The organism is Paraburkholderia edwinii (assembly GCF_019428685.1).
Classification (GTDB): Bacteria; Pseudomonadota; Gammaproteobacteria; order Burkholderiales; family Burkholderiaceae; genus Paraburkholderia; species Paraburkholderia edwinii.
Window position 1 is genome coordinate 1,621,671 of record NZ_CP080096.1, and the last position, 23,422, is coordinate 1,645,092.

The 23,422-nt window shown below is 63.0% G+C and carries 20 protein-coding genes; 13 read left to right on the forward strand and 7 right to left on the reverse strand.

The annotated features are described in order from the left end of the window. The first annotated feature begins 3 nt into the window (after positions 1-3). Positions 4-1,026, forward strand: coding sequence for a zinc-binding alcohol dehydrogenase family protein (locus KZJ38_RS29005; protein WP_219803502.1), 1,023 nt, complete (start codon positions 4-6; stop codon positions 1,024-1,026). A gap of 127 nt (positions 1,027-1,153) precedes the next feature. Here the strand turns inward: KZJ38_RS29005 and KZJ38_RS29010 are convergent, their stop codons facing one another. Then, positions 1,154-1,699 (reverse strand): VirK family protein, encoded by a 546-nt coding sequence (locus KZJ38_RS29010; protein WP_219803503.1) that lies wholly within the window; start codon positions 1,697-1,699, stop codon positions 1,154-1,156. 263 nt (positions 1,700-1,962) lie between these two features. Here KZJ38_RS29010 and KZJ38_RS36955 point away from each other — a divergent pair, with 263 nt between their 5' ends. The 3 genes from KZJ38_RS36955 (at position 1,963) to KZJ38_RS29020 (ending at position 4,062) form a co-directional block, all read left to right on the forward strand. Then, positions 1,963-2,088: a hypothetical protein gene (locus KZJ38_RS36955; RefSeq protein ID WP_281425871.1), complete on the forward strand. Its 126-nt coding sequence runs from the start codon at positions 1,963-1,965 to the stop codon at positions 2,086-2,088. Positions 2,089-2,182: 94 nt separating this feature from the next. Further along, positions 2,183-3,103: a transcriptional regulator GcvA gene (gene gcvA / locus KZJ38_RS29015; protein WP_219803504.1), complete on the forward strand. Its 921-nt coding sequence runs from the start codon at positions 2,183-2,185 to the stop codon at positions 3,101-3,103. A 197-nt stretch (positions 3,104-3,300) separates the two neighbouring features. Then, entirely contained in the window at positions 3,301-4,062 is a 762-nt protein-coding gene (locus tag KZJ38_RS29020; RefSeq protein ID WP_425518426.1) for a hypothetical protein, read from the forward strand. A gap of 40 nt (positions 4,063-4,102) precedes the next feature. Here the strand turns inward: KZJ38_RS29020 and KZJ38_RS29025 are convergent, their stop codons facing one another. The 3 genes from KZJ38_RS29025 to KZJ38_RS29040 form a co-directional block, all read right to left on the reverse strand. Next, positions 4,103-5,017: a LysR family transcriptional regulator gene (locus KZJ38_RS29025; RefSeq protein WP_219803505.1), complete on the reverse strand. Its 915-nt coding sequence runs from the start codon at positions 5,015-5,017 to the stop codon at positions 4,103-4,105. Positions 5,018-5,171: 154 nt separating this feature from the next. Then, positions 5,172-6,332 carry a winged helix-turn-helix domain-containing protein gene (locus tag KZJ38_RS29035; protein WP_219803506.1) on the reverse strand — a complete coding sequence of 387 codons (1,161 nt, stop codon included), beginning with the start codon at positions 6,330-6,332 and terminating at the stop codon, positions 5,172-5,174. A gap of 216 nt (positions 6,333-6,548) precedes the next feature. Then, positions 6,549-7,295: an SDR family oxidoreductase gene (locus tag KZJ38_RS29040; protein WP_219803507.1), complete on the reverse strand. Its 747-nt coding sequence runs from the start codon at positions 7,293-7,295 to the stop codon at positions 6,549-6,551. 300 nt (positions 7,296-7,595) lie between these two features. Between KZJ38_RS29040 and KZJ38_RS29045 the strand changes: the two genes are divergently transcribed. From KZJ38_RS29045 to KZJ38_RS29070, 6 genes are all read left to right on the forward strand, one after another. Beyond that, positions 7,596-8,438 (forward strand): HTD2 family dehydratase, encoded by an 843-nt coding sequence (locus KZJ38_RS29045; RefSeq protein WP_219803508.1) that lies wholly within the window; start codon positions 7,596-7,598, stop codon positions 8,436-8,438. Positions 8,439-8,507: 69 nt separating this feature from the next. Further along, entirely contained in the window at positions 8,508-9,671 is a 1,164-nt protein-coding gene (locus tag KZJ38_RS29050; protein ID WP_219803509.1) for an acyl-CoA dehydrogenase family protein, read from the forward strand. Between the two features lie 10 nt (positions 9,672-9,681). Next, a complete protein-coding gene (locus KZJ38_RS29055) occupies positions 9,682-10,860 on the forward strand; it encodes a CaiB/BaiF CoA transferase family protein (protein ID WP_219803510.1) in 1,179 nt (392 codons plus the stop codon). A 76-nt stretch (positions 10,861-10,936) separates the two neighbouring features. Next, complete coding sequence (locus KZJ38_RS29060; protein WP_219803696.1) at positions 10,937-12,388, forward strand: MmgE/PrpD family protein; 1,452 nt, start codon at positions 10,937-10,939, stop codon at positions 12,386-12,388. Further along, on the forward strand, positions 12,385-13,224 hold the full coding sequence (locus tag KZJ38_RS29065; protein ID WP_219803511.1) for an HpcH/HpaI aldolase/citrate lyase family protein: 840 nt from the start codon (positions 12,385-12,387) through the stop codon (positions 13,222-13,224). The genes KZJ38_RS29060 and KZJ38_RS29065 overlap by 4 nt, the downstream gene beginning before the upstream one ends. A gap of 169 nt (positions 13,225-13,393) precedes the next feature. Next, positions 13,394-14,812: an MFS transporter gene (locus tag KZJ38_RS29070; RefSeq protein ID WP_219803512.1), complete on the forward strand. Its 1,419-nt coding sequence runs from the start codon at positions 13,394-13,396 to the stop codon at positions 14,810-14,812. A gap of 68 nt (positions 14,813-14,880) precedes the next feature. On the opposite strand, the gene KZJ38_RS29075 is transcribed toward KZJ38_RS29070, so the two are convergent. The 3 genes from KZJ38_RS29075 to KZJ38_RS29085 all read right to left on the reverse strand — a co-directional run bounded on the left by KZJ38_RS29075 (position 14,881) and on the right by KZJ38_RS29085 (position 19,493). Further along, the gene (locus tag KZJ38_RS29075) at positions 14,881-17,376 is read right to left on the reverse strand and encodes a hypothetical protein (protein WP_246642065.1); all 2,496 of its coding nucleotides are present in this window, start codon (positions 17,374-17,376) and stop codon (positions 14,881-14,883) included. A 410-nt stretch (positions 17,377-17,786) separates the two neighbouring features. After that, complete coding sequence (locus tag KZJ38_RS29080) at positions 17,787-18,722, reverse strand: electron transfer flavoprotein subunit alpha/FixB family protein (protein WP_219803514.1); 936 nt, start codon at positions 18,720-18,722, stop codon at positions 17,787-17,789. Between the two features lie 21 nt (positions 18,723-18,743). Continuing rightward, entirely contained in the window at positions 18,744-19,493 is a 750-nt protein-coding gene (locus tag KZJ38_RS29085) for an electron transfer flavoprotein subunit beta/FixA family protein (RefSeq protein ID WP_219803515.1), read from the reverse strand. Positions 19,494-19,652: 159 nt separating this feature from the next. Here KZJ38_RS29085 and KZJ38_RS29090 point away from each other — a divergent pair, with 159 nt between their 5' ends. From KZJ38_RS29090 to glcE, 3 genes are all read left to right on the forward strand, one after another. Continuing rightward, positions 19,653-20,543, forward strand: a complete 891-nt coding sequence (locus tag KZJ38_RS29090; protein WP_219803516.1) for a LysR family transcriptional regulator — start codon at positions 19,653-19,655, stop codon at positions 20,541-20,543. A gap of 298 nt (positions 20,544-20,841) precedes the next feature. Further along, positions 20,842-22,341, forward strand: coding sequence for a glycolate oxidase subunit GlcD (gene glcD / locus KZJ38_RS29095; RefSeq protein ID WP_219803517.1), 1,500 nt, complete (start codon positions 20,842-20,844; stop codon positions 22,339-22,341). Continuing rightward, the gene (gene glcE, locus KZJ38_RS29100; RefSeq protein ID WP_219803518.1) at positions 22,341-23,417 is read left to right on the forward strand and encodes a glycolate oxidase subunit GlcE; all 1,077 of its coding nucleotides are present in this window, start codon (positions 22,341-22,343) and stop codon (positions 23,415-23,417) included. The genes glcD and glcE overlap by 1 nt, the downstream gene beginning before the upstream one ends. The last annotated feature ends 5 nt before the right edge of the window (positions 23,418-23,422 follow it).

Below are 23,422 nucleotides of genomic sequence, written 5' to 3' on the forward strand. Positions count from 1 at the left end.
AAAATGAAAGCTGTCGGTTACTACGAGCCCCTAGCTATTACCGATCCGAAAGCGTTGATCGATATCGATTTGCCGGAGCCGCAACCGGGCGAGCGCGATCTGATCGTCGAGGTTCGCGCGGTGTCGGTGAACCCGGTCGACACGAAAGTACGCAAGAGCCGCAAAGCCGAAGGCGACGTGCCGGTGGTGCTCGGTTGGGATGCGGCAGGCGTCGTGCGCAGCGTCGGTTCGAAGGTCACGCTGTTCAAGCCCGGCGATCGCGTCTGGTACGCGGGCACGCTGATGCGGCCCGGCACGAACAGCGAACTGCATGCGGTCGATGAGCGCATCGTCGGGCGCATGCCGGACAGCATCGATTTCGCGGCCGCCGCGTCGTTGCCGCTGACCGCGGTAACCGCGTGGGAAATGCTGTTCGACCGGCTGCGCGTGCCGACGCTTGCCGATCCGTTCGGCAACGGTGCGCTGCTGATTATTGGTGCGGCGGGCGGCGTGGGCTCGATCATGGTTCAGCTCGCGCGCAAGCTCACGGGTCTGACCGTGATCGGCACCGCATCGCGCCCGGAAACGCAGCAATGGGTGAAAGACCTCGGCGCGCATCACGTGATCGATCATTCGAAGCCGATTGCGGCTGAACTCGCGCGCGTCGGCATTCGCGAAGCGAAATACGTCGCGTCGCTCACGCATACGGACCAGCATTTCGAGCAGATCGTCGAGGCACTTGCGCCGCAAGGCCATTTCGGCCTGATCGACGACCCTGACGCGATCGATGTGCGGCTGCTCAAGCGCAAGAGCGCCTCGCTGCACTGGGAGCTGATGTACACGCGGTCGATGTTCGATACGTCCGACGTGATCCAGCAGCACGTGATTCTGAACAAGGTCGCCGACATGGTCGACAGCGGCATGCTGAAGACCACGACCGGCGAGCATTTCGGCAAGATCAACGCGGACAATCTGCGCCGCGCACATCAGTTGCTCGAGAGCCATCGTGCAAAGGGCAAGATCGTGCTCGAAGGGTTCGGGAAGTAAGCGAGGGAAATAAGCGAGGGAAATAAGCAAGTCACGCAACGCGCGTGTCACACGCGCTCGCCGCTTCGTTGCGTGTGCAACGAAGCGGCGTCATCGCCGTAACCCGCCGTAACCGCTAATCGCGAGATTAACGTGCTGCCGCTGCGATAAAGCGAATCCCTTCATTGATTGTGCAACGATACGAGCCACGCGAGCTTGCGGTATCGGCGCCGTTCGCGGCAAACGCGGTATCGATGGTGACCGTGTTGTCGGGCATCACGTGGTAGCGCACGTATTCGGTAACCGGATGATTTTTCGGGTCCAGCGTCTGGTGTTCGTCGATAAACGCGATATAGCGGCCTTCCGGAATCAGAAACGAGCCGATGCTCACGCCGCCGCGAATCGCGGGGCCGGGCTTGTTGCCTTCGGTCGACGTGCAGCGGCTCATCTCGAGCCGCACATTCACCACGCTGTGTCCGTCCATCAACGCCTGCTCGATTGCCGCGTAGCTGGCAAGCGCGCCGTCGGCCGCGGCAGGAGCGGCGTGGGCGCTCTGGCCGAACACCGCGAGCGCCGCAAGCAGCGCCGCGCCGGCGGCGCGCGCCCGCGCGGCGGTCCGACCGGACCGGTTAAACCGATTGGACCGACCGTTATTGTTCGAGCCTTGTCGTGCAGCCGTTTGACGACCGTTCATGGTTACATCCTCGAGAGTGGGGTGGGAATGAATGGGATACGATGGGTTCGACTTCGTTGAACACGTGTACCCGCAGGTTTATTCCTCCCCGACCGGCCGCGACGCAATGTGCAACCAGTGCATGAATGCCCTATACGCGGGTATGCGTTGCGTATGCGGACGAACGATTCGACGAGACTCACCGACAATGGCGGCATTCGCACAGGATGTCTAAGCTTGATTCATCGGGCCTGCTTCGGGGCCCGGCGGGTTCGGGAGCTGTCATGAATGTCCTGCATCACTGGATTTATCTCGGAAGCAACGCGTACGACGAGTACACCTTCGTGCCGTGGCTCAACAAGAATGTCTACCGGCGCACGGTCGCGCTAAGCGAGATTTGCATCCAGTAAGGGCGCGCTTCGCATGCCGCGCAACAGCGATTGACGCAGGGTAAGTGGGCTGTCAGTATGAAGCGCTTCTGCACAACGAGATTCCGTTCCACGCATGCGCGCGCCTCAACACCTGAATGCGCTGCGAGCCTTCGAAGCCGTGGCGCGCCACTTGAGCTACGTGGGCGCAGCCGAAGAATTGCACGTCACGCCGGCGGCGGTCGGCCAGCTGATACGCGGGCTCGAAGAGACGCTCGATGTCGAGCTTTTTCATCGCGCGCCTACGGGGCCATCGCGGCTCATGCTGACCGATGCGGCGCGCGCGGTGATTCCCGATCTGCAGGCGGGGTTCGATCTGCTGTCCACGGCGGTCGAGCGGCTCAAGGCAAGCAAGGCGCGCATCGCGATCACGGTGACGGTGCCGCCCGCGTTTGCGCACAAATGGTTTTTGCAGCGCGTCGAACACTTCCAGCAGCGGCATCCGTATTACGACCTGCGCATCGAGCCGAACGGTCAGCTCGCGGATTTCACCGTGGACCGCATCGACGCGGGCATCCGCTATGGCGCGGGCCACTGGCCCGATCTCGATGCGACTTTCCTGTTGCGCGACGAATACTTTCCGGTTTGCAGTCCGACGCTGCTCGACGGTGTGCATCCGCTGCGCAAGCCCGAAGACCTGCAGTTTCATCCGCTGATTCACGATACGTCGATGCGCGACGCGCCGGTGTTTCCGACCTGGCGATCGTGGCTGCGGCGCGCGGGGCTGCCGGAGCTCGTCGATTGCGATCGCGGCCTGCAGATCAACGACTCGGCGGCCGCGCTGCAGACGGCGATGTCGGGCCTCGGCGTCGCGCTTGGCCGCACGTCGCTGGTCGAGCGAGATCTCGCGGAAGGGCGGTTGGTGCGGCCGTTCGGCGACGCGCAGAGCTGCGAGCTTGCCTACTATGTGGTGCACCGGAAGGAAACCGCGCAAACGCCGCCGATCGTCGCGTTCAAGGAATGGTTGATCGAGGAAGCGGGCTCCCCTCAACGCTAGTGCGAATTCAGGCCGGCGAGCCGCCGCACCTGTGCTGCAAATGCGCTACGCTTCCAATAGACTGTGCGCTGCGCGCAAAGCGCCCACTGGGCGCCGGGCCGCGTGCCACGCGGCAGAACGCTCGGCGCATCGTACGCCGCACTGCACGCCGTTGGCGCCTTTTCTGTCATAACTATCGAATCAAAGCGGGGGACGCGTTGCAAAGGGTGATCCATTTCCGGCTATCGGCTGGCGTCGCGATGCTTGCGCTGACGCTATTGCTGCACGCGAGTAGCGCGGCTGCGCAACAGGCGCCGAACACATCGGGCATGCCGTTCCATAGCGACGACCCGGCGGCCGTACGCGCGGCGCTGGCCGGCAAGCCGGACGAAGGCGGCAAACGGACCTTGCGCAGCCGTCTGCACGACCTCGTCGCGGCGATTCCGCACGGCGCGTCGCATGGCGCGGCCGCGTCGAGCGCCGACCCCGCGCAGCGTAGTTTCATATTTGTCGTGAACGCGCCGCTCGGCATTCTTTACCGCGCGAAAACCCGCTTGCTGACCGTGGACGTGCCGCTCGCCGACGACGACCGGCCCGGCTATATTGTCCTGAAGAAAACCGTCACCGGGAAAAGCGGCCGCCGCCTTGTGATTGCGCCCGACGCGAAAGCGAAAGGCTACGTGCAGAATATCGACCGCATCGACCTCGCAACAACGGGCAAGCGGACCATCGCGCGCGGCCGGCTGCGACTTTCCCAAACCGCGTTCAATGCAGCGAACGGCGATTTCGCCGTGGCGATTTTATGTCACCTCGTGCCGCCGTATATGACCGACGTGCACGAGCATCAGGACCCGACCGACGAGGAACCGACCGACATCACGACGCGCACCTCGACCTTGCATGCCGACGTCGATGAAGTGTGGCTGATCGATGTCAGCGACGGCACCGTGCTGACCACCAAGCTGAGTCTGGCGAAGTAGAAGGTGGAACGTCGAACGTAGAGAACGCGGACGCGCGTAACTAGCGCCCCGCGAGCTTCTCGACCAGAAAGTCGACCAGCGCGCGCACGCGCGAAGACAGATGCCGCGCATGCGGATACAGCAGAATGAACGGCCGCGAGCGCCCGCCTTTATCTTTTAGTACTTCGACGAGCCGTCCCGCGCGCAAGTCCTCTTCGACGACGAACCGGTACGTCTGGAACAGCCCCGCATCGTGGCGCGCAAGCGTCGCACCGGCCAGCACGTCGCCCGATGCGCCGTAGCCGCCGTGCGGCACGAGTTCGATTTCTTCGCCGTTGTCGTTGAAAATCCATGGTACCGGGCGGCCGCTGCTCGGCAGTTCGAACGCGATGCAATCGTGCCGCTGCAATTCGTCGATCGATTGCGGTGTGCCCGCGCGCTTCAGATACGCGGGCGAGGCGACGATCACGAGCTCAGCATCTTCGAGCTTGCGTGCGATCAGGCTCGAATCGGCCGGCGCGCGGCCGCGAATCGCGAGGTCGAACGCTTCGTCGGCGAAATCGATGTTGCGATTCGACAGGTGCGATTCGACCTGCACATTCGGAAAGCGCTCGCGAAACTCGGCGAGAATCGGCAGCACCCGGTAGTGACCGTACGGCGTCGGCATGCTGATGCGCAACAGGCCGCTCGGCGTGGTCTGCTGTCCCGTGACTTCGCGCTCGGCGTCGACGAGCTGGCTCAGCGCCGAGCGGCACTGTTCGAAGTAATGGCGGCCCGCATCGGTCAGGCGGATCTGGCGTGTTGTGCGCACGAAGAGCCGCACGCCAAGCCGTTCCTCGAGCCGCGCGATCGAACGGCTGACGGCCGCCGGCGTGACGCTCGCGGCCGTTGCCGCGAGCGTGAAGCTGCCGAGCTCCGCGGCAAGGCAGAAAAGTTCGATGCTGCCCAGCAGGAGGTCGTCGAATTGTCGTTGCATGAAGAGTGGGCCGTCGGGGCCTTCGGCAAGGGTGCATTGCACACCGGGTAGCCGAGCTTACCACTTGCCCGCCGTCGCGCCGCCGTCCACCGCTAACCCCGCGCCGGTCGTGAATTGCGCGCCGGTCAGATACAGCGTCGCGTTACCGTGCGCTTCACGACGCAAACTGGAATTGTTCGAAGCCGTGCAGCCTCGTTTCGATCGCGGCCTTCAGCGGCGCCCGCTTGCGCGTGCCGATCCAGTTCCATTGCTGGATTTGCAGTGCGCGGCGCTCGCGGTCGGCCTTCAGGTCGATTGCCGCGACGATCTCGTCGTCGACCAGCACCGGCAACGCAAAGTAGCCGTACACGCGCTTTTCTTTCGGCACATACGCTTCGAAGCGGTGGTCGTAGCCGAACAGCAGATTGAGCCGCTTGCGCTGGATAATCAGCGGATCGAACGGCGACAGGATATGCACGCCCTCCACATGCTCGGGAATTCCGGCCAGCGTTTGCGGCGTCGCCCAATGCTCGAGCTTGCCCACGCCTTCTATCTTTACCGGCACGAGCAAGCCCTGCCGCACGCGCAGATCGATGGCGGCGCGCATCAGCGGCTTGCGTTTCGCGTTCAGGTGGCAGACCGAGTCGAGACTGACCACGCCTTGCGAGCGTAACGCGCGCTCGAGCAGATAGTGGGTAATTTCTTTTTCGGTCGCGCGCTTCGGCGGCCGTTCCCAGTTGAAATGCCGCTCCATCAGCTCATAGGTTTTCAGCATGCCCGAGCGCTCGCTGATGGTCAGCTTGCCGGTGTAGAACGCGAGTTGCAACGCGCGCTTCGACGGCTTGCGGCTGGCCCACGGGTGGTCTTTTTCGACGGGAATATCGTCGTCGATATCGCGAATAGACAACGCGCCGTTCTTGCGAATGCGCGCGATCACCTTGCGCAGGTCGGAAGGCGTCACGGAATCGAACCACGTTTTCGGCGCGATCTGATGCAGCTTCATGTCCGCGAGGTAGTACTTGAGGTCGCGGGTCGGCACATACGAAAGCGCGTGCGTCCAGTATTCGAACACGGTCTTGTCGACGCTTTGCGCCTGGCGCAGATGCTCGCGCTGATACGCGGGAATGCGGCTCCACAGGATATGGTGGTGGCAGCGCTCGATCACGTTGATCGTATCGATCTGCACGTAGCCGAGATGCTCGATCGCGGCGAGCGTTGCGCTCGCGTCGGCGCCGAACGGTTCTGCTGTATCGAGCCGCTGCGCGCGCAGCCAGATGCGCCGGGCCTCGGCTTGGGTGATCGAGGCGGGGGCGGGCGTAGCGGACGTGCGCGGCATGATTGTGGGTGGGCGATTCGGGTTGGCCTGGGTTCGAGCGGATTCGATCGGGCCTGCTGATTTTATGCGAAACACCGCCGGCGCGCGCAAGGTACGCGTGCCGGCGGTGTTGCAGTGCGGCGTGGATGCCGCGTGGGTGCAATGCTAGCGGTATGCGGCTGCCGCGTGAGTGCCGAGCGCCGCACAGCGGCGGCGCTCGTTGCGTGCGCAACCGCATCAGATTTGCGTCAAGCCACCATCGACAACCAGTTCGGCGCCCGTCACATACGACGCATCGTCGCTCGCGAGGAACAGCGCCGCCTTCGCGACTTCAGACGCTTGACCGAGACGCTTCAACGGTACGCTCGCTTGCAGACCCGAAGCGGCTTCTTCCACCTGTTCCGCCGACAAACCGAGCTTGCCGTGGAACGGCGTGGCGATCGGGCCCGGGCTCACCGCATTCACGCGGATGCCGCGCGGCGCGAGTTCGGCGCCAAGCGAGCGGACCAGCGAGCGCACGGCAGCCTTCGTCGCCGACAAAATCGACAGGCCCGGCGCGCCGACTTCATTGAGGAACGACGTGGTCACCACGATCGAGCTGCCTGCGCTCAGATACGGTGCGGCCTTCTGTACCGTGAAGAAAAGCCCCTTGAAATTGAGCGCGAACTGCTCGTCGATCTGTTCGCTCGTCACTTCGTCGAACGGTGCGGCAGTGGCGGCGCCCGCATTCGCGTACACGATGTCGATACGGCCGAACTTCGCGATCGTTTCCTTGATGGCCGCGTCGATGTCGGCCGGATGGCGCAAGTCCGCACGAATCGCGAGCACGTCGCCGCCGAGTTCGCTTGCGGCACTCGTCAGCCGAGCGGGGTTCGTGCCGATGACAACGACATGCGCGCCTTCATCGCGAAACAGTCGGGCAGCTTCGAAACCGATGCCTGAGGTGCCGCCGGTGATCAGAACGACTTTGTCTTTCAGCTTCATTTTGCTTCTCCATTTCGGTGGGTGAATCGGGTGAGTGACATGCGCTTGCGATGGAGAGAACTATCGTTTTTCTGGCCCAAAGTCACAAACGAGAAGAAATCCGTCGCCGGAATAGAAAAGCTTTTGCGGGGAACGCGAGGCCTGGGATGGGCGTCTCAGGCTGGAAAGACGGGCGATTGACCGGCACCCGACCCGTATTAACAAAATCGGAACGCGATCTTAAGAAATAACAACTTCGTAAAGCGGGGCGCGCGGTGCATAGTGGTCGGCAAACCAGCAATATTGGCCGGAGACACAGCAATGCCAGAATCGAATCCCCCGCTGGACGCCTGGGTGGGCCGCAGCGAATCCCAGGACGACTACGTGTCCGCGTTTCCTGTCACGGCGCTTGCAGCCACGCTCGAGCGCGAGGTGTCCCCGAACACCGTGCCGCCGCTATGGCACTGGTTGTACTTTCTGCCGGTCGCGCCACTTTCCGGCGTCGGCCCCGACGGCCACCCGAAGCGCGGCGGTTTTTTGCCGCCGGTCGAATTGCCGCGGCGCATGTGGGCGGGCGGACGCCTGACGTTTCTTACACCGCTCGAAGTCGGCGATACAGCCACGCGCACGTCGACGATCGAAAAAGTCAACGAAAAAGCCGGCCGCACCGGCAGGCTCGTATTCGTGACCGTTGCGCATCGCATCGCGCAGGCGGGGCGCGTCGCGATCGAGGAAGAGCAGGATATCGTCTACCGCGATCCGCCGTCGCCGTCCGAAGCGAGCAAGGAACCCGAGCGCGCGCCCGGCGGCGAACGCTGGAGCCGCGAGATCCATCCTGATCCGGTGATGCTGTTCCGCTACTCGGCGCTCACGTTCAACGGCCACCGCATTCACTACGACTACCCGTATGTCACGCGGGAAGAAGGTTATCCAGACCTCGTCGTGCATGGTCCGCTGATCGCGACCTGCCTGATCGACCTCGTGCATCGCGAAGCGCCCGACGCCGTGGTGCGCCGCTTCGAGTTCCGCGCGCAGCGGCCGACTTTCGCGAATCGCCCGTTCAAGGTATGCGGCGTGCCTTCGGCCGACGGCAAGAGCGTCGAGCTATGGGCCCAGGACCACGAAGGCTATCTGACGATGCGCGCGACCGCGCATCTCGCGTAAGCGCGCGGCTGAGCGACTGGCTCAGCCACTGCCTGCGTCACACATAGAAACCGATTGACCCGATCCATCATGCAGACCACACATTCAGATTCCTTCACCGACATCCGCGAAGCGGTACGCGACCTGTGCTCGCAATTTCCGGCCGAATACTTCCGTAAGATCGACGAGGAGCGCGGCTACCCCGAAGCCTTCGTTGAAGCGCTGACGAAAGCCGGCTGGCTCGCCGCGCTGATTCCGCAGGAATACGGCGGTTCGGGCCTCGGCCTGACCGAAGCGTCGGTGATCATGGAGGAGATCAACCGCGCGGGCGGCAACTCGGGTGCGTGCCACGGCCAGATGTACAACATGGGCACGCTGCTGCGGCACGGCTCGCAGGAACAGAAGGAACGCTATCTGCCGAAGATCGCCAACGGCGAATTGCGCCTGCAATCGATGGGCGTGACCGAGCCGACCACCGGCACCGATACGACGAAGATCAAGACGACGGCCGTGCGGCGCGGCGACCGTTACGTAGTGAACGGCCAGAAAGTATGGATTTCGCGCGTCCAGCATTCGGACCTGATGATTCTGCTCGCGCGCACCACGCCGCTTTCGGATGTGCAGCGTAAGTCTGAGGGCATGTCGATCTTTATCGTCGATCTGCGCGAAGCAATCGGTCATGGCCTGTCGGTGCAGCCGATCATGAATATGGTCAATCATGAGACCAACGAACTGTTTTTCGACAACCTCGAAATTCCCGCGGAAAACCTGATCGGCGAGGAAGGCAAGGGCTTCAAGTACATCCTTGACGGCCTGAACGCCGAGCGCACGCTGATCGCGGCCGAATGCATCGGCGACGGCTACTGGTTCGTCGACAAGGTGTCGCAGTACGCGAAGGAACGCATCGTGTTCGGCCGGCCGATCGGGCAGAACCAGGGCGTGCAGTTTCCGATCGCGCGCTCGTTCGTCAATGTCGAAGCCGCGAGCCTGATGCGTTTCGAGGCGGCACGCCGCTTCGATGCAAACGAGCCGTGCGGCGCGCAGGCGAATATGGCGAAGCTGCTGGCTGCCGACGCATCGTGGGAAGCGGCGAACGCGTGCCTGCAATTTCACGGCGGCTTCGGCTTCGCATCCGAATACGACGTCGAACGCAAATTCCGGGAAACGCGCCTGTATCAGGTCGCGCCGATCTCGACAAACCTGATCCTGTCGTACGTGGCCGAGCATATCCTCGGCCTGCCGCGTTCGTTCTGAGGAGCTGGACATGCGACCTCTCGATGGCATCAAGGTGGTCACGCTCGAGCATGCGATTGCCGCGCCGTTCTGCACGCGGCAGCTCGCGGATCTCGGCGCGCGCGTGATCAAGGTGGAACGTCCCGGCGCAGGCGATTTCGCGCGCGGCTACGATGAACGCGTGAACGGCATTTCCTCGCATTTCGTATGGACCAACCGCTCGAAGGAAAGCCTCACGCTCGATGTGAAAAACCCGGAAGCGGCAGCGATTCTCGCGGCCTTGCTCGCCGATGCCGACGTGCTCGTGCAAAACCTCGCGCCGGGTGCGGCCGAGCGTTTGGGCCTCGGCTATGACACGCTATCGGCTGAGCATCCGCGGCTGATTGTTTGCAATATCTCCGGGTACGGCGAGGATGGCCCGTATCGCGACAAGAAAGCGTACGACCTGTTGATCCAGAGCGAAGCGGGCTTTCTATCGGTGACGGGCTCGCCCGATGCGCCCGCGAAAGCCGGCTGTTCAATCGCCGATATCGCGGCGGGCATGTATGCGTACACGAATATCCTGAGCGCGCTGCTGCTGCGCGGCCGAACCGGTAAGGGCTGCCGCATCGACGTGTCGATGCTCGAGAGCATGGTCGAGTGGATGGGATACCCGATGTACTACGCGTTCGAAGGGCAAACGCCGCCCGCGTTGTCGGGCGCCTCGCACGCGACGATCTATCCGTATGGGCCTTTTATGGCCGGCGACGGCCGCACCGTGATGATGGGCCTGCAAAACGAGCGTGAATGGCGGCTCTTTTGCGAAGACGTGCTGGGCCGGCCGGAACTCGCCACCGACGAGCGCTTTTCGTCGAACTCGAAACGCAGCGCGGCGCGCGATGCATTGCGCGACATCATCGTGCAGGCGTTTTCGGGCATGAGCGCGGCGCAGGTCATGGAGCGGCTCGACAAGGCCGGCATCGCCAATGCGCAGATGAACTCGATGCAGGACGTCTGGGCGCATCCGCAATTGAAAGCGCGGGAACGCTGGACCTCGGTCAGCACCTCCGCGGGTGTCGTGCCGGCGTTGCTGCCGCCGGGGCTCGGCGAAAACTTCGCGCCGCGCATGGACGCGGTGCCTGCGCTTGGCGAGCATACCGATGCGATTTTGCGCGAGCTCGGTTACGACGCCGCGCGGATTGCCTCATTGCGCAGCGCAAAAGCGGTTTGAATCCGGCGCGGGCGCATTGCGCCACGCACACTGAACGCCGCATATCGAATACTGGATTGAATACCGGAGACTCATGATGACGTCCACCTCGTCGACCGCTGCAGCGGGCGATCACAGCAACCCGAGCAACCAGGGCAACCCGAGCGAAGTACTCGCCACCTTCGCCGCGAATCTCGCCTTCGAGGGCATTCCGCATGAGGTGATCGAGCGCACCGTCAATCTCTACGTCGACTGGGTCGGCTCCGCGCTTGCAGGCAAGGGCGCGCGGCCCGTCGAAAGCATCGCGAAGTTTGCCCGCGCGACAGGCCCGTCGGACGGTCCCGCCGAAGTGTTGATCGACGGCAGCCGCACGTCGCCGTTCTTCGCCGCGATGGTCAACGGCGCCGCATCGCATTTCGTCGAACAGGACGATGTTCATAACGGCTCGGTGTTTCATCCGGCCGCGGTTGTATTCCCGGTCGCGCTCGCGCTGGCGCAGCAGCTCGGCGCATCGGGCCGCGAGATGATCACGGCGGCCGTGGCCGGCTACGAAGTCGGCATCCGCATTGGCGAATTTCTCGGCCGTTCGCACTACAAGGTGTTTCATACGACAGGCACGGCGGGCACCGTCGCGGCCGCTGCGACGGCGGGGCGCCTGCTCAAGCTGTCGCCGGCCGCGATGCTCGACGCGTTCGGCTCCGCTGGCACGCAGGCTGCGGGCCTGTGGGAATTCCTGCGCGACGCCGCCGATTCGAAACAGCTGCATACGGCAATGGCCGCCGCGAACGGCCTGATGGCCGCGCAGCTCGCGGCCGACGGCTTCAAAGGCGCAAAACGCATCCTGGAAGGCGCGAAAGGAATGGCGGCCGGCATGTCGACCGATGCCGATCCCGCGAAGCTCGTCGACCGGCTCGGCGAGCGCTGGGCCACCGTCGAAACCTCGTTCAAGTATCACGCTGCATGCCGCCATACGCATCCGGCCGCCGACGCGTTGCTCGACGTCGTTGTCAAGAATAAGCTGAAGCCGCAGGAGATCGAACGCGTGGTCGCGCATGTCCATCAGGGCGCGATTGACGTGCTCGGCGCAGTCGTCAAGCCGCAGACCGTGCACCAGGCGAAGTTCAATATGGGCACCGTGCTCGCGATCGTCAGCCATTACGGTTATGCGGGCGTCAATGAGTTCGAGCAGCATTTTCTCGCGGACCCGGTCGTCGCGTTTCGCGGCAAGGTCGAGATGGTCTACGACGAAGAGGTGGACGGCGCGTATCCGGCGCGCTGGATCGGCAAGGTCAGCGTGTATCTGACCGATGGCCGCGTGCTGCGTGGGCGCGTGGACGAGCCGAAGGGCGACCCGGGAAATACGCTGTCGCGCGACGAAATCTCGACAAAGTTGAGGCAACTGGTGAAGTTTTCCGGTGCGCTTGCCGAGGCGGACGTCGATGCACTGCTCGAAGCAGCATGGTGCATTGTCGACGAGCCGCGCCTCGGGGACATCGTCGGGCAGCTTGCGACGGCGCGTCACGCCAACCCTGCGGCGGCCGCAGCATGAGCGCCCCGTGCTCGTATCTGTTCGTGCCGGGCAACCGGCCCGATCGCTTCATCAAAGCGCGCAACGCAGGCGCCGATGCGGTGATCTTCGATCTCGAAGACGCGGTGCAGCCCGCTGAAAAAGGGCTCGCGCGCGACGCGGTGGTGAATGGGCTCGATGCTGCGGGAGCGCCTGCCGATGCACCGCATCATCCTCCCATTTACGTGCGCATCAACGGCGCGCAAACCGAATGGTTCGCCGACGACGTTGCCGCACTGGCCGCGCATCCCACTCTGGCAGGTCTCATTCTGCCGAAGGCCGAAGACCGCGAATCGATCGCGGCGATCCGCAAGCGCGCGCACGCGGCGCTGACTATATCGCCGATCATCGAATCGGCGCGCGGTTATGCGCGGCTCGACGAAGTATGCGGCGCCGTGTCGGTTGACCGCCTGATGTTCGGCACGCTCGACTTTCAGCTCGATCTTGGCATGGAAGCGAACGACGACGAACTGATCGTGTTCCGTTCCGGCATCGTGCTCGCCTCGCGTGTGGCCGGTCTTGCCGCGCCTGTCGACGGTGTATCGACCTCGATCGACGATCCGCAGTCGGTCGAAGCCGACGCGCGCCGCGGGAGACGTCTCGGTTTCGGCGGCAAGCTGTGCATTCACCCGAAGCAGCTCGCTGCCGTGCATCGTGCCTATGCATGGAGCGAAGCCGAGTACGAATGGGCGAAGCGCGTGCTGCACGCGGTCGAAGCCAGCGGTGGCGCCGCGGTGGCCGTGGACGGCAGGATGGTCGACATGCCCGTCATTCTGAAAGCGCAGCGCATCGCAGCCACCCCGCGCCGCAACGAATAGCATTCGGTTTTGCTGAAGGCGGCCTTTGAAAAAAGCAAATTGCGTGGCCGCGCGACAGACGGCACTCTTCCCAGATAGCAGAAATGCATCGCCATTCGCCCGGTGCATGCAAGTGCTCGTCCAGAAGCACGGCGAAAGGTTTTGAACACAACCAATAACGGAGACGGATTTGGCTATCGTCAATTCGGGCGCTCGCCTCGATCGCCTGCCCATTACGTCGTTTCACTGGAAGATCCTGTTCCTGATCGGAGCAGGCGCCTTCCTCGACGCTTTCGATATCTACCTTGCAAACGGCGCGTTGGCCGCGATGGTGAAGACCGGGTTTACCGATCTGCACGTCGGCTCGTTTTTTATTTCGGCGACCTTTCTCGGCATGATGATCGGCGCCGGGCTGTCCGGCTATCTCGGCGACCGCTTCGGCCGGCGCTATTCGTATCAGGCGAATCTGGCGATTTTCGGGCTCGCGTCGATTGCGGCGGCGTTTGCGCCGAATATCTACTGGCTTATTTTTCTACGTCTTCTGATGGGCATCGGTCTGGGCGCCGAACTCGTCGTGGCGGCCGGCACGCTTAGCGAATTCGTGCCTCCCGGTACGCGCGGCCGCTGGATTTCGCTGCTTGCGCTGATTACGAACTCGGGGCTGCTCGGTGCGACCGCGATTGGCTACTGGGTGATTCCGCATCTCGGCTGGCGCTATATGTTCGCGATCGCGGGCGTCGGCGCGATGATCGTCTGGGTGCTGCGTCACCGGATGCCGGAATCGCCGCGCTGGCTCGAAACGGTCGGGCGTCTCGACGAAGCGGAAGCGACGGTCGCGGGAATCGAGCGTGAAGTCGCGGCGAAGGTCGGAAAGTTGCCGCCGGTCGCGCATGTGTTCAATCACGAAGCGCCGCGCGCGCCGTTTTCGGCGCTGTTCGAACGCGGCGTGATCGGCCGCACGCTGGTTGCGGCGCTGACGTGCATGGCGATCAATATGTCGTTGTACGGATTTGTCGCATGGCTGCCGACATTTTTTGTCAAGGAAGGCCTGACCATCGTGCAATCGCTCGGCTTCGTGCTGCTGATGTCGTTCGGCGCGCCGATGGGTGCGGTGGTCGGCTACTTTATCGCGGACCGGTGGGGGCGGCGTAACGGGCTCGTGCTGTTTTCGGTGCTGACGGTCGTGCTTGGATACGTCTATGTGCAGATGCGCGATCCGGCGGCGATTTCGGTGGTCGGCTTCGCACTCGTGACGACGATCTATACGGTCTGCACGCTGGGGCTGTTCGGCTATATCCCCGAGCTGTTTCCGACCACGCATCGGTTGCGCGGCACGGGTGTAGCGGGAACGTGCGGGCGCGCGGCGTCGATGAGCACGCCTTATGTCGCAATCGTGCTGTACACGCATTTCGGTGTGACGGGCGTGGTGTCGATGGTGAGCGCGGTGCTGGTGCTGATGAGCGTCGCGATTCTCGTGCTGCGTATTGAAACAAGCCAGCAGACGCTGGAAGCGATTGCGCCGGAGATCGCGCCCGAAAACGGGGCAAATGAAGGCGCGGTGGACGGTATGGACGTGGTGGCGAACCGGTCGACGCAACGCGTGATGTGAATGGCGCGTGAACGGCGCTCCGCAAGCAGGCCGCTTGCGCTTGCGGAGCGCTCAGGAAGAAACCCGGTTCAGTGAACCAGCGGCGAAGGGCGTCTGCGCTTGCGGCGCGGTGCCGCGCTCTGCTGACTATCGAACCGGATCGGGTTATCCATATACGCATTCAGCTTGTTGCGTGTCCACGGTTCCGGATTGCCGACGGTCGAAATAATGCCCGTGGTGGAGCCGCCACCGAGCAACACTGCAAAGATGCCGCGTAACGGGAAGTCGCAGTAGGCCGGGTTGCTGATGTCGAATGGTTCCGAGCGAATGAACATATCCTCGGCCGTGGCGCCCATGTCGGGGAAGGCGGACGAAAACGGCAACGCAAGGATGGTCGGATTGACGTTGTGATAGTCGGAGCCGATTGCCGGGTCGCCCATCAGGTAGCTGCCGCCCGTGCCCCAGTGCTGACTGTCGAAGTCAGCGGCGACCGCATCGGTCGTGTTCGGCGTGCGGCTCGCCGGAATTTGCCACGGCATGACGGGCAGCTTCAGTGCACGGCTCATGCCTGTGCAGAAATCGAAGTAGCGGCCCCATTCGCGCGGCCCGTAGCAATAGCCGTTCACATACGCGCGCTGTGTGAAATCGTCCGCTTCGTAGCGGTCGATCGCGAGAAAGTGCGGCTTCCAGTCGCCGCTATACACGCCAAGGTTGTCGATATAGGTCGCGGTTTGCTGCGCGTAAGTGAGCGGGTCGCTATCGTCGTAGATCCATTCGGAGCGCCCGACGCCCCACAGGTTGATCTGCCAGCCGAACACGACATGCGGCGCGACCGCGTCAATCAGCCAGTTCACGGCGGCGACGTAGCCTTCTATGTCTTCGGTGATGCCCGGTGGAATCGTCGCGTCGACGGACCAGTGATCGAGCGCCGTTTGCAATGGCGCGCGCACCGGCATGGCATAGTTCGGCCCGAATCCGGCCTGCTGACACGCACCGAGAAAATCGGGGTTGACGATAAAGCCCGCGGGAACGGCGTGCGCGCTGTCGATCGTCGCGTTGGCGGTATTCAGCGAAAGAATGAGGTTGGCGAAGCTGTGCGCATGTTGGTCAGCATTGGCGAGCATGCCGGCCGTGTTGCCGAGCGACAGATTGCACGTGTACGAAATCATGACCGGCAACACCGGCTGTCCGCCCAACTGGGTTTCGATGCTGCGTGCGAGATTAATTGTCGTGCTTGTCGCGGTGTCGGCGCTGAGGTATGTGTTAGCGTCGCCGGCGCCGTCGTTGCCCGCGTACTTGAAGACGGAACAGGCGCGTGCGCTCGCAAAGTCGGCCTGATTGCCTGGCGTGAGATCCGCACAACCGCCGAACGACAGATAGGCGGGAAACCCCGGGACATCCAGGTTGGCTGATGCTTCGATCGAGACTTCGAGCGTCGTCGTTCCCGTGCCGCTGACGACGATTTGCGCGGGGGTATCCACCGCATAAACGACGTTTCCCGACAGGAAATCCGGGGCCGAAACGGTGTACGTATCGGGTCTGACCGGAACACCGAAGCGCGCCATCTGCGTCTCTACATCGATTGTTTGCGTATAGGTCATGCTGCCGCCGACGAGGCGCATCGTGACTTCTTGAGACAGCGTCGCTTCCGAGGTCACATCGATCGGGACGGTGACGAATCCGCTGGTGTCGACGGGGGTGCGCTGAACCAGTGAATCGCTGATCTGTACTGTCTGCAACTGATTCGCGAACACCACCTGGATGTCGCTGAAACTGTAAAACACGTTGTTGAGCGAGATGTCGTCGATCCTGATCTGTGCCGTGCCGGACGCGGGCAGCAAACGGACCGGCGTGGTCGTGTCGATTCCGCTCGAGAACGCCGCCAGCGTTTTTCCGCTCGTTGCATCGACGATGGTGACATTCAGCGTTTCGGCTTCGAGGCCTGACAGCGTGCCGATGGCGATGTCGAGTGCGCTCGAACGCTGCAGGGGGCCGAATGACACATCGACTGTGGCCGTCCCGTTCACGCCGATCGTCATCTGGTCCGGCGAGATGACGAGCGGCGCGATCACCGTTTGATCGACGGTGCTGACGCTGTTTCCCTGAATCGTGTAGTCGCCTTGTTCGAGCGTCTGACTGACCGTGGCGCCGTACTGGAGCGTGGTGGATGTGATCTCGCTGCCGCGCTTGAATTGAATGACGGGCGCGATACCATACAGCGCGCAGTCGGGCACGTTCGCGCAGGTGACCGATGCCGTGCCGGTCGTGTTCGGTGATTCATCTGCCGCGATGACGAACGAAGCAAGCCACTCGTCCGTGTTCTGTGTCAGATCGCCGTTTACGCCGATGTTGATCTGATCCTTTGCATCCATCAGATGCGGGTCGTTGAAATCGATTTTGACCGAAACGGAAAACAGGCTGGCATCGAGCTGCGTCGACTCGGCATTGGCGGTGGTGGAAACCCATGAGCCTGCGAAGCTTACGTAAACGTCGGTGCTGTTGATAGCGGCCGGCGCGCTGAACGACATCGACAGATATTCGTTGACCTCAATCGGACTTCCGTCGTCGTAGCGAAGGTTGGACACAATTATCTGGCCATACCATTGCCCCGCACCAGGCGCGAGGACTGCGTCGTAATCAATTCTCATAATGCCTCCGGAAACATCGCGTGATTGCACACCTGCACCTTCCTGATGCATATGTATTGCGGATGCCTAAATAAATGCGACGATGCAGAGCCGAGGCATCGAGGAGGTTCAGGTACGGACGATTATAGAAAGCAAGGTGAAAGAAATCCCGTTGTATTTAGGGAGACCTTGAGAAAGTGTTAACGAGGCGTGCGGATTGCGAAGGCGGGGCGGGGCGGCGCGTTCGGCCGTTTGCGATGACGAACGCGCCACATGCGGGATTGGCTATCCCGCATGTGGGGCTCGGTTTGGTGGTCGAGTCGTTGTTGCGGTTTGCGATTGACGTCGCGGATGCGAGGCAATGCGAATCAGACGAGCGCGCTGACCAATTCAGGCACTGCGGCGAAAAGGTCAGCTTCGAGCGCGTAGTCGGCGACGCTGAAGATCGGCGCTTCGGGATCCTTGTTGATCGCGACGATCACCTTCGAATCCTTCATGCCGGCGAGGTGCTGGATCGCGCCTGAGATGCCGACGGCCACATACAGTTGTGGCGCGACGATCTTGCCGGTCTGGCCGACCTGATAGTCGTTCGGCACATAGCCCGCGTCGACGGCGGCGCGCGAGGCACCCATTGCCGCGCCGAGTTTGTCCGCGAGCGGTTCGAGCACCTTCGTGTAGTTTTCGCCGCTGCCGAGACCGCGACCACCCGACACGATGATCGTCGCGCTCGTCAGTTCCGGGCGATCAAGCTTGGTCACTTCGCGGTTCACGAACTGCGAGATGCCGCGATCCGCTGCGGCTTCGATCTTTTCGACCGGCGCGCTGCCGCCTTCCGCGGCAACCGGGTCGAAGCCCGTCGCGCGCACCGTGATGACCTTGACCGGGTCTTCCGACTGCACGATCGCGATGGCGTTGCCGGCGTAGATCGGGCGTTCGAACGTATCGGGGCTATCGACAGCGGTGATGTCGCTGATCTGCGCGACATCGAGCTTTGCCGCGATGCGTGGTGCGATGTTCTTGCCGTAGGCCGTTGCGGGCGCAACGACGTGCGTGTAGTTCTTCGCGATCGCGAGAACCGTCGCTTCGATGTTTTCCGCGAGACCTTCGGCCAGTTGCGGGGCGTCGGCGAGCAGGACCTTCGTTACGCCTGCGACTTTCGACGCAGCGTCTGCCGCGCCCTGTGCGTTGTGACCTGCCACCAGCAGGTGAACGTCGCCGCCGATCTTTTGCGCAGCGGCAACGGTGTTGAGCGTCGCTGCCTTGAGCGCCGCGTTGTCATGTTCAGCAATTACCAGAGTCGTCATTTCCTGTGTCTCCGTGCGCGCTTACAGCACCTTGGCTTCGTTCTTCAGCTTCTCGACCAGCGTGGCTACATTCGGCACCTTCACGCCGGCGCTGCGGCCCGCCGGCTCGGTCACCTTCAGCGTCTTCAGACGCGGCTTGACGTCGACGCCGAGGTCTTCGGGCTTCAGCGTTTCGAGCGGCTTCTTCTTCGCCTTCATGATGTTGGGCAGCGTCACATAGCGCGGCTCGTTCAGGCGAAGATCCGTGGTCACTACCGCAGGCAGCTTAAGCGTCAGCGTTTCCGCACCGCCGTCGACTTCACGCGCGACCGTCGCCTTGCCGTCGGCGACCGTCACTTTCGAGGCGAACGTGGCCTGCGGCAGATCCGCGAGCGCGGCGAGCATCTGGCCGGTCTGGTTCGAGTCGTCGTCGATGGCCTGCTTGCCGAGGATGACGAGTTCGGGCTTTTCCCTGTCGACCAGCGCCTTGAGCAGTTTGGCCACGGCCAGTGGCTGCAGGTCTTCGCCGGACTCGATCAGGATCGCGCGATCCGCACCGATCGCCAGCGCCGTGCGCAGCGTTTCCTGGCACTGGGTCACGCCGGCCGACACCGCGATCACCTCGGTCGCGACACCGGCTTCTTTCAGACGTACCGCTTCTTCCACGGCGATTTCGTCGAACGGATTCATCGACATCTTCATGTTCGCAATGTCCACGCCCGTGTTGTCCGATTTCACGCGAACCTTCACGTTGTAATCGACCACTCGTTTGACGGCCACCAGTATTTTCAAGGCTCGGCTCCTTTGATTCGATTCGATACCGCGACTTTGACAGAACGCGTGCGCAAGAGGAATTGTCGATTGCTGAACGGGGGATTAGGCGTGGGCTAATCGGTTACCATCGAAGCTTCGCTATGCCGATCCAACGCCCACTTCAAGCCGCCAAGCCCCATGCACTTCGACTTCGTTGACCTGAGCCTGATGACCGCGCTTGCCGACACGAAGAATCTCGCGCGCGCCGCGAGCCGTTGCCATCTGTCGGCGCCGGCCGCGAGCAACCGTGTCAAGAATCTTGAGGAAGGGCTCGGTTTTCGTCTGCTCTACCGCACGAGCCAGGGCATGACGCTCACGCCCGCGGGCGAAACGTTCGTGCGTCATGCGCGCCTCGTGCTCGAAGAAACCGAGCGTCTTGCCGCCGACATGCAGGACTTCGGCGAAGGCATCAAAGGGCATGTGCGCGTCTGGGCGAACACCACGGCGATCAGCGAATTTCTGCCTGCGGTGCTCAGCCAGTTTCTTCGCGAACATCAGGACGTCAACATCGAACTGCGCGAAGTGCTGAGCGGCGAGATCGTCAAGGGCCTGACGGAAGGCGCAACCGATATCGGCATCGTTGCCGGCAATGTCGATACGGGGCACCTCGAAATGCTGCCGTATCGCGACGATCGCCTCGTCCTCGTCACCGCGCCCGATCATCCGCTCGGGCAACGCGAGGCCGTCGATTTCGCGGAGACGCTCGACGAAGACTATATTGGTCTGCCGACATCGAGCGCGATTCATTCATTTATCAATATCGCGGCCGATGCGCTCGGCCGGCGCATCAAGCTGCGTATTCAGGTCGGCAACTTCGAGGCCGCGTGCCGCATGATCGAGGCGGGCGTCGGTGTCGGCATTGTTCCCGGTTCAGTCGCGGCGCGCCATGCGAAGACGATGAACATTCGAATCGTGAACCTGAACGACGCATGGTCCGAACGCAAACTGAAAATCTGCGTACGCAGCGTCAAAGATCTGCCGCAGTTCTCGCGCGAACTGATCGATATGCTGACTTCCGAAGCGGATTAACCGCGTCAGCCCCAACCCTCTCAGACCCCACCCTCCGTTTTTCGAGCAAGGCCGCCTCCGGCCGTCAGCCGAAAGCCCGACCCACGCGCGATATAGGCACGAAGACACGGAATCTTTGACAAACCTGTACGTTTACCCGAGCGAAACGATGGCGCCCGGCGAGGGCGCCCGGCCCGAAACGCCGGCGACGCGCAGATGATGCCAGGGTTTCTACTGGTTTTCGGGTGACTGACACACCCCTAGCATTGGCAGATGGTCGGGTGGTCGACCAGTTGACCACCAGTCCGAAGGAGACGCAATGAGTTACCTGTACGACGAGAAGCTCGACGGAGCGCTCGCGTCGCACGACCGTGAAACGGTCGCGGCGGAACTGCAAAAACTGCTGCCGGACTTGCAGCTGCTGCATTCGCGCGAGGAGGTGCGTCCGTTCGAATGCGACGGGCTCTCGGCTTATCGCACGTCGCCGATGCTCGTGGCGCTGCCCGAGCGCGTCGAGCAGGTCGAGGCGCTGCTCAAGTATGCGCACGCGCGCCGCATTCCGGTCGTCGCGCGCGGAGCGGGCACAGGGCTTTCCGGCGGCGCGATGCCGCTCGAAAAGGGCATCCTGCTCGTGATGGCGCGCTTCAACAAAATTCTCGAAATCGACGCCGACGCGGGCTTTGCGCGCGTGCAGCCGGGCGTGCGCAATCTGGCGATTTCCCATGCCGCGGCGCCTTACGGTCTTTACTACGCACCTGACCCTTCGTCGCAAATCGCCTGTTCGATCGGCGGTAATGTCGCGGAAAACTCGGGCGGGGTGCACTGCCTGAAATACGGGCTCACGGTACACAACATCCTGCGCGTCGAGATGATCACGATCGACGGCGAGCGGCTGACGCTCGGCTCCGACGCGCTCGATAGCCCAGGTTTCGATCTGCTTGCGTTGTTTACGGGCTCGGAAGGCATGCTCGGCGTAATCACGGAAGTGACCGTGAAGCTGCTCACCAAGCCGCAAAGCGCGAAGGTATTGCTTGCGAGCTTCGACGATGTCGGCAATGCCGGCGGCGCGGTGGCGAAAATCATCGGCGCGGGCGTGATTCCGGGCGGCCTCGAAATGATGGACAACCTCGCGATTCGCGCGACAGAAGACTTTATCAAGGCCGGTTACCCGGTCGACGCCGAAGCGATCCTGCTCTGCGAGCTCGACGGCGCGGAGTCCGACGTCGATGAAGAGATCGCCTGCGTCGACGCGATCCTGCGCGAATCGGGCGCGACCGATGTGCGGCTTGCGCAAAACGAAGGCGAGCGCCAGCGCTTCTGGGCGGGCCGCAAGAATGCGTTCCCGGCGGTCGGCCGCATTTCTCCCGATTACTACTGCATCGACGGCACGATTCCGCGCCGCGAATTGCCGGGTGTGCTCAAAGGCATTGCCGATCTTTCGATCGAATACGGTTTGCGCGTGGCGAACGTGTTTCACGCGGGCGACGGCAATATGCATCCGCTGATTCTGTTCGATGCGAACGTGCCCGGCGAAATGGAGCGCACCGAAGCGCTTGGCGGGCGCATTCTCGAGCTGTGCGTGGCAGTAGGCGGCAGCATTACCGGCGAGCACGGCGTGGGCCGCGAGAAGATCAATCAGATGTGCTCGCAGTTCAACAGCGACGAATTGACCGTGTTTCATGCGGTAAAAGCCGCGTTCGACGAACAGGGTCTGCTGAACCCCGGCAAGGCTATCCCGACGCTGCATCGCTGCGCCGAGTTTGGCGCGATGCACGTGCATCACGGTGCGCTGCCTTTTCCTGAACTGGAGCGTTTCTGATGCGCCGCGAACCTCAATCTTTTCAATCCGCCGACGACAGCATCCGGCTGATCGACCAGGTGAGCTCCGCGGCCGCGCGGCGTGTGCCGCTGCGCATTCGCGGCGGCGACACGAAGGCGTCGCTGGGCCGGCCCGTGGAAGGCGAGGCGCTCGATATGCGCAGCCATTGCGGCGTCGTCAGCTACGACCCGACCGAACTCGTGGTTACCGTGCGTGCCGGCACGCCGGTCGCGCAACTGAACGCCGTGCTCGACGAGGCAGGCCAGATGCTGCCGTGCGAGCCGCCCGAATTCGGCGGCGAGGCGACCGTCGGCGGCGCGGTTGCAAGCGGGCTGTCGGGGCCGCGCCGTCCGTGGGTCGGCGCGCTGCGCGACTTCGTGCTCGGCTGCCGGCTCATTACGAGCGAAGGCAAGTATGTGCGGTTCGGTGGCGAGGTCATGAAGAACGTCGCCGGCTACGACCTGTCGCGGCTCATGGCGGGCAGTTTCGGCTGCCTCGGCGTGATTGCCGACGTGTCGCTGAAGGTGCTGCCGAAACCGCGCGCGGCGCATTGCCTGCGCGTCGACATGAGCGCGGCCGATGCGCTCGACCGGATCGTCGAATGGCGTCGCGCCGGTTTACCGGTTACCGGCGCGTGTCATATCGGCGATACGCTTTATCTGCGGCTTGAAGGCGGCACGGCATCGGTGCAGTCCGCGGCGCAGCGCATCGGCGGCGCCGCGATCGATCCTGCGTTCTGGGCCGATTTGCGCGAGCAGCGGCTACCGTTTTTCGCGGGCCCCGAATGCCTGTGGCGCCTTTCCTTGCCCAATCATGTCGGCGTCGAAGCGCTGCCCGGCGAAGCGGCGTTGGACTGGGGCGGCGCGCAACGCTGGCTCAAAAGCAATGCGCCAGCGGCGAGCATCCGGCGCATCGCCGAATCCGCGGGCGGACACGCAACGTGCTTCACGCCGGCCGCGGGCGTCGAACCGTTTCAGCCGCTGCCGGCGCCGTTGCTGCGTTTTCACCGGCAGCTGAAGCAGAAGCTCGATCCGCACGGTATTTTCAATCCGGGGCGGATGTACGCCGACCTGTAAGTTCG

Excerpts from the sequence above, each read along its gene's own strand:
- KZJ38_RS29005 (WP_219803502.1), top strand. The coding sequence starts at position 4 with ATGAAAGCTGTCGGTTACTACGAGCCCCTAGCTATTACCGATCCGAAA.
- KZJ38_RS29010 (WP_219803503.1), bottom strand. The coding sequence starts at position 1,699 with ATGAACGGTCGTCAAACGGCTGCACGACAAGGCTCGAACAATAACGGT.
- KZJ38_RS36955 (WP_281425871.1), top strand. The coding sequence starts at position 1,963 with ATGAATGTCCTGCATCACTGGATTTATCTCGGAAGCAACGCGTACGAC.
- gcvA (WP_219803504.1), top strand. The coding sequence starts at position 2,183 with ATGCGCGCGCCTCAACACCTGAATGCGCTGCGAGCCTTCGAAGCCGTG.
- KZJ38_RS29025 (WP_219803505.1), bottom strand. The coding sequence starts at position 5,017 with ATGCAACGACAATTCGACGACCTCCTGCTGGGCAGCATCGAACTTTTC.
- KZJ38_RS29035 (WP_219803506.1), bottom strand. The coding sequence starts at position 6,332 with ATGCCGCGCACGTCCGCTACGCCCGCCCCCGCCTCGATCACCCAAGCC.
- KZJ38_RS29040 (WP_219803507.1), bottom strand. The coding sequence starts at position 7,295 with ATGAAGCTGAAAGACAAAGTCGTTCTGATCACCGGCGGCACCTCAGGC.
- KZJ38_RS29045 (WP_219803508.1), top strand. The coding sequence starts at position 7,596 with ATGCCAGAATCGAATCCCCCGCTGGACGCCTGGGTGGGCCGCAGCGAA.
- KZJ38_RS29050 (WP_219803509.1), top strand. The coding sequence starts at position 8,508 with ATGCAGACCACACATTCAGATTCCTTCACCGACATCCGCGAAGCGGTA.
- KZJ38_RS29055 (WP_219803510.1), top strand. The coding sequence starts at position 9,682 with ATGCGACCTCTCGATGGCATCAAGGTGGTCACGCTCGAGCATGCGATT.
- KZJ38_RS29060 (WP_219803696.1), top strand. The coding sequence starts at position 10,937 with ATGACGTCCACCTCGTCGACCGCTGCAGCGGGCGATCACAGCAACCCG.
- KZJ38_RS29065 (WP_219803511.1), top strand. The coding sequence starts at position 12,385 with ATGAGCGCCCCGTGCTCGTATCTGTTCGTGCCGGGCAACCGGCCCGAT.
- KZJ38_RS29080 (WP_219803514.1), bottom strand. The coding sequence starts at position 18,722 with ATGACGACTCTGGTAATTGCTGAACATGACAACGCGGCGCTCAAGGCA.
- KZJ38_RS29090 (WP_219803516.1), top strand. The coding sequence starts at position 19,653 with ATGCACTTCGACTTCGTTGACCTGAGCCTGATGACCGCGCTTGCCGAC.
- glcD (WP_219803517.1), top strand. The coding sequence starts at position 20,842 with ATGAGTTACCTGTACGACGAGAAGCTCGACGGAGCGCTCGCGTCGCAC.
- glcE (WP_219803518.1), top strand. The coding sequence starts at position 22,341 with ATGCGCCGCGAACCTCAATCTTTTCAATCCGCCGACGACAGCATCCGG.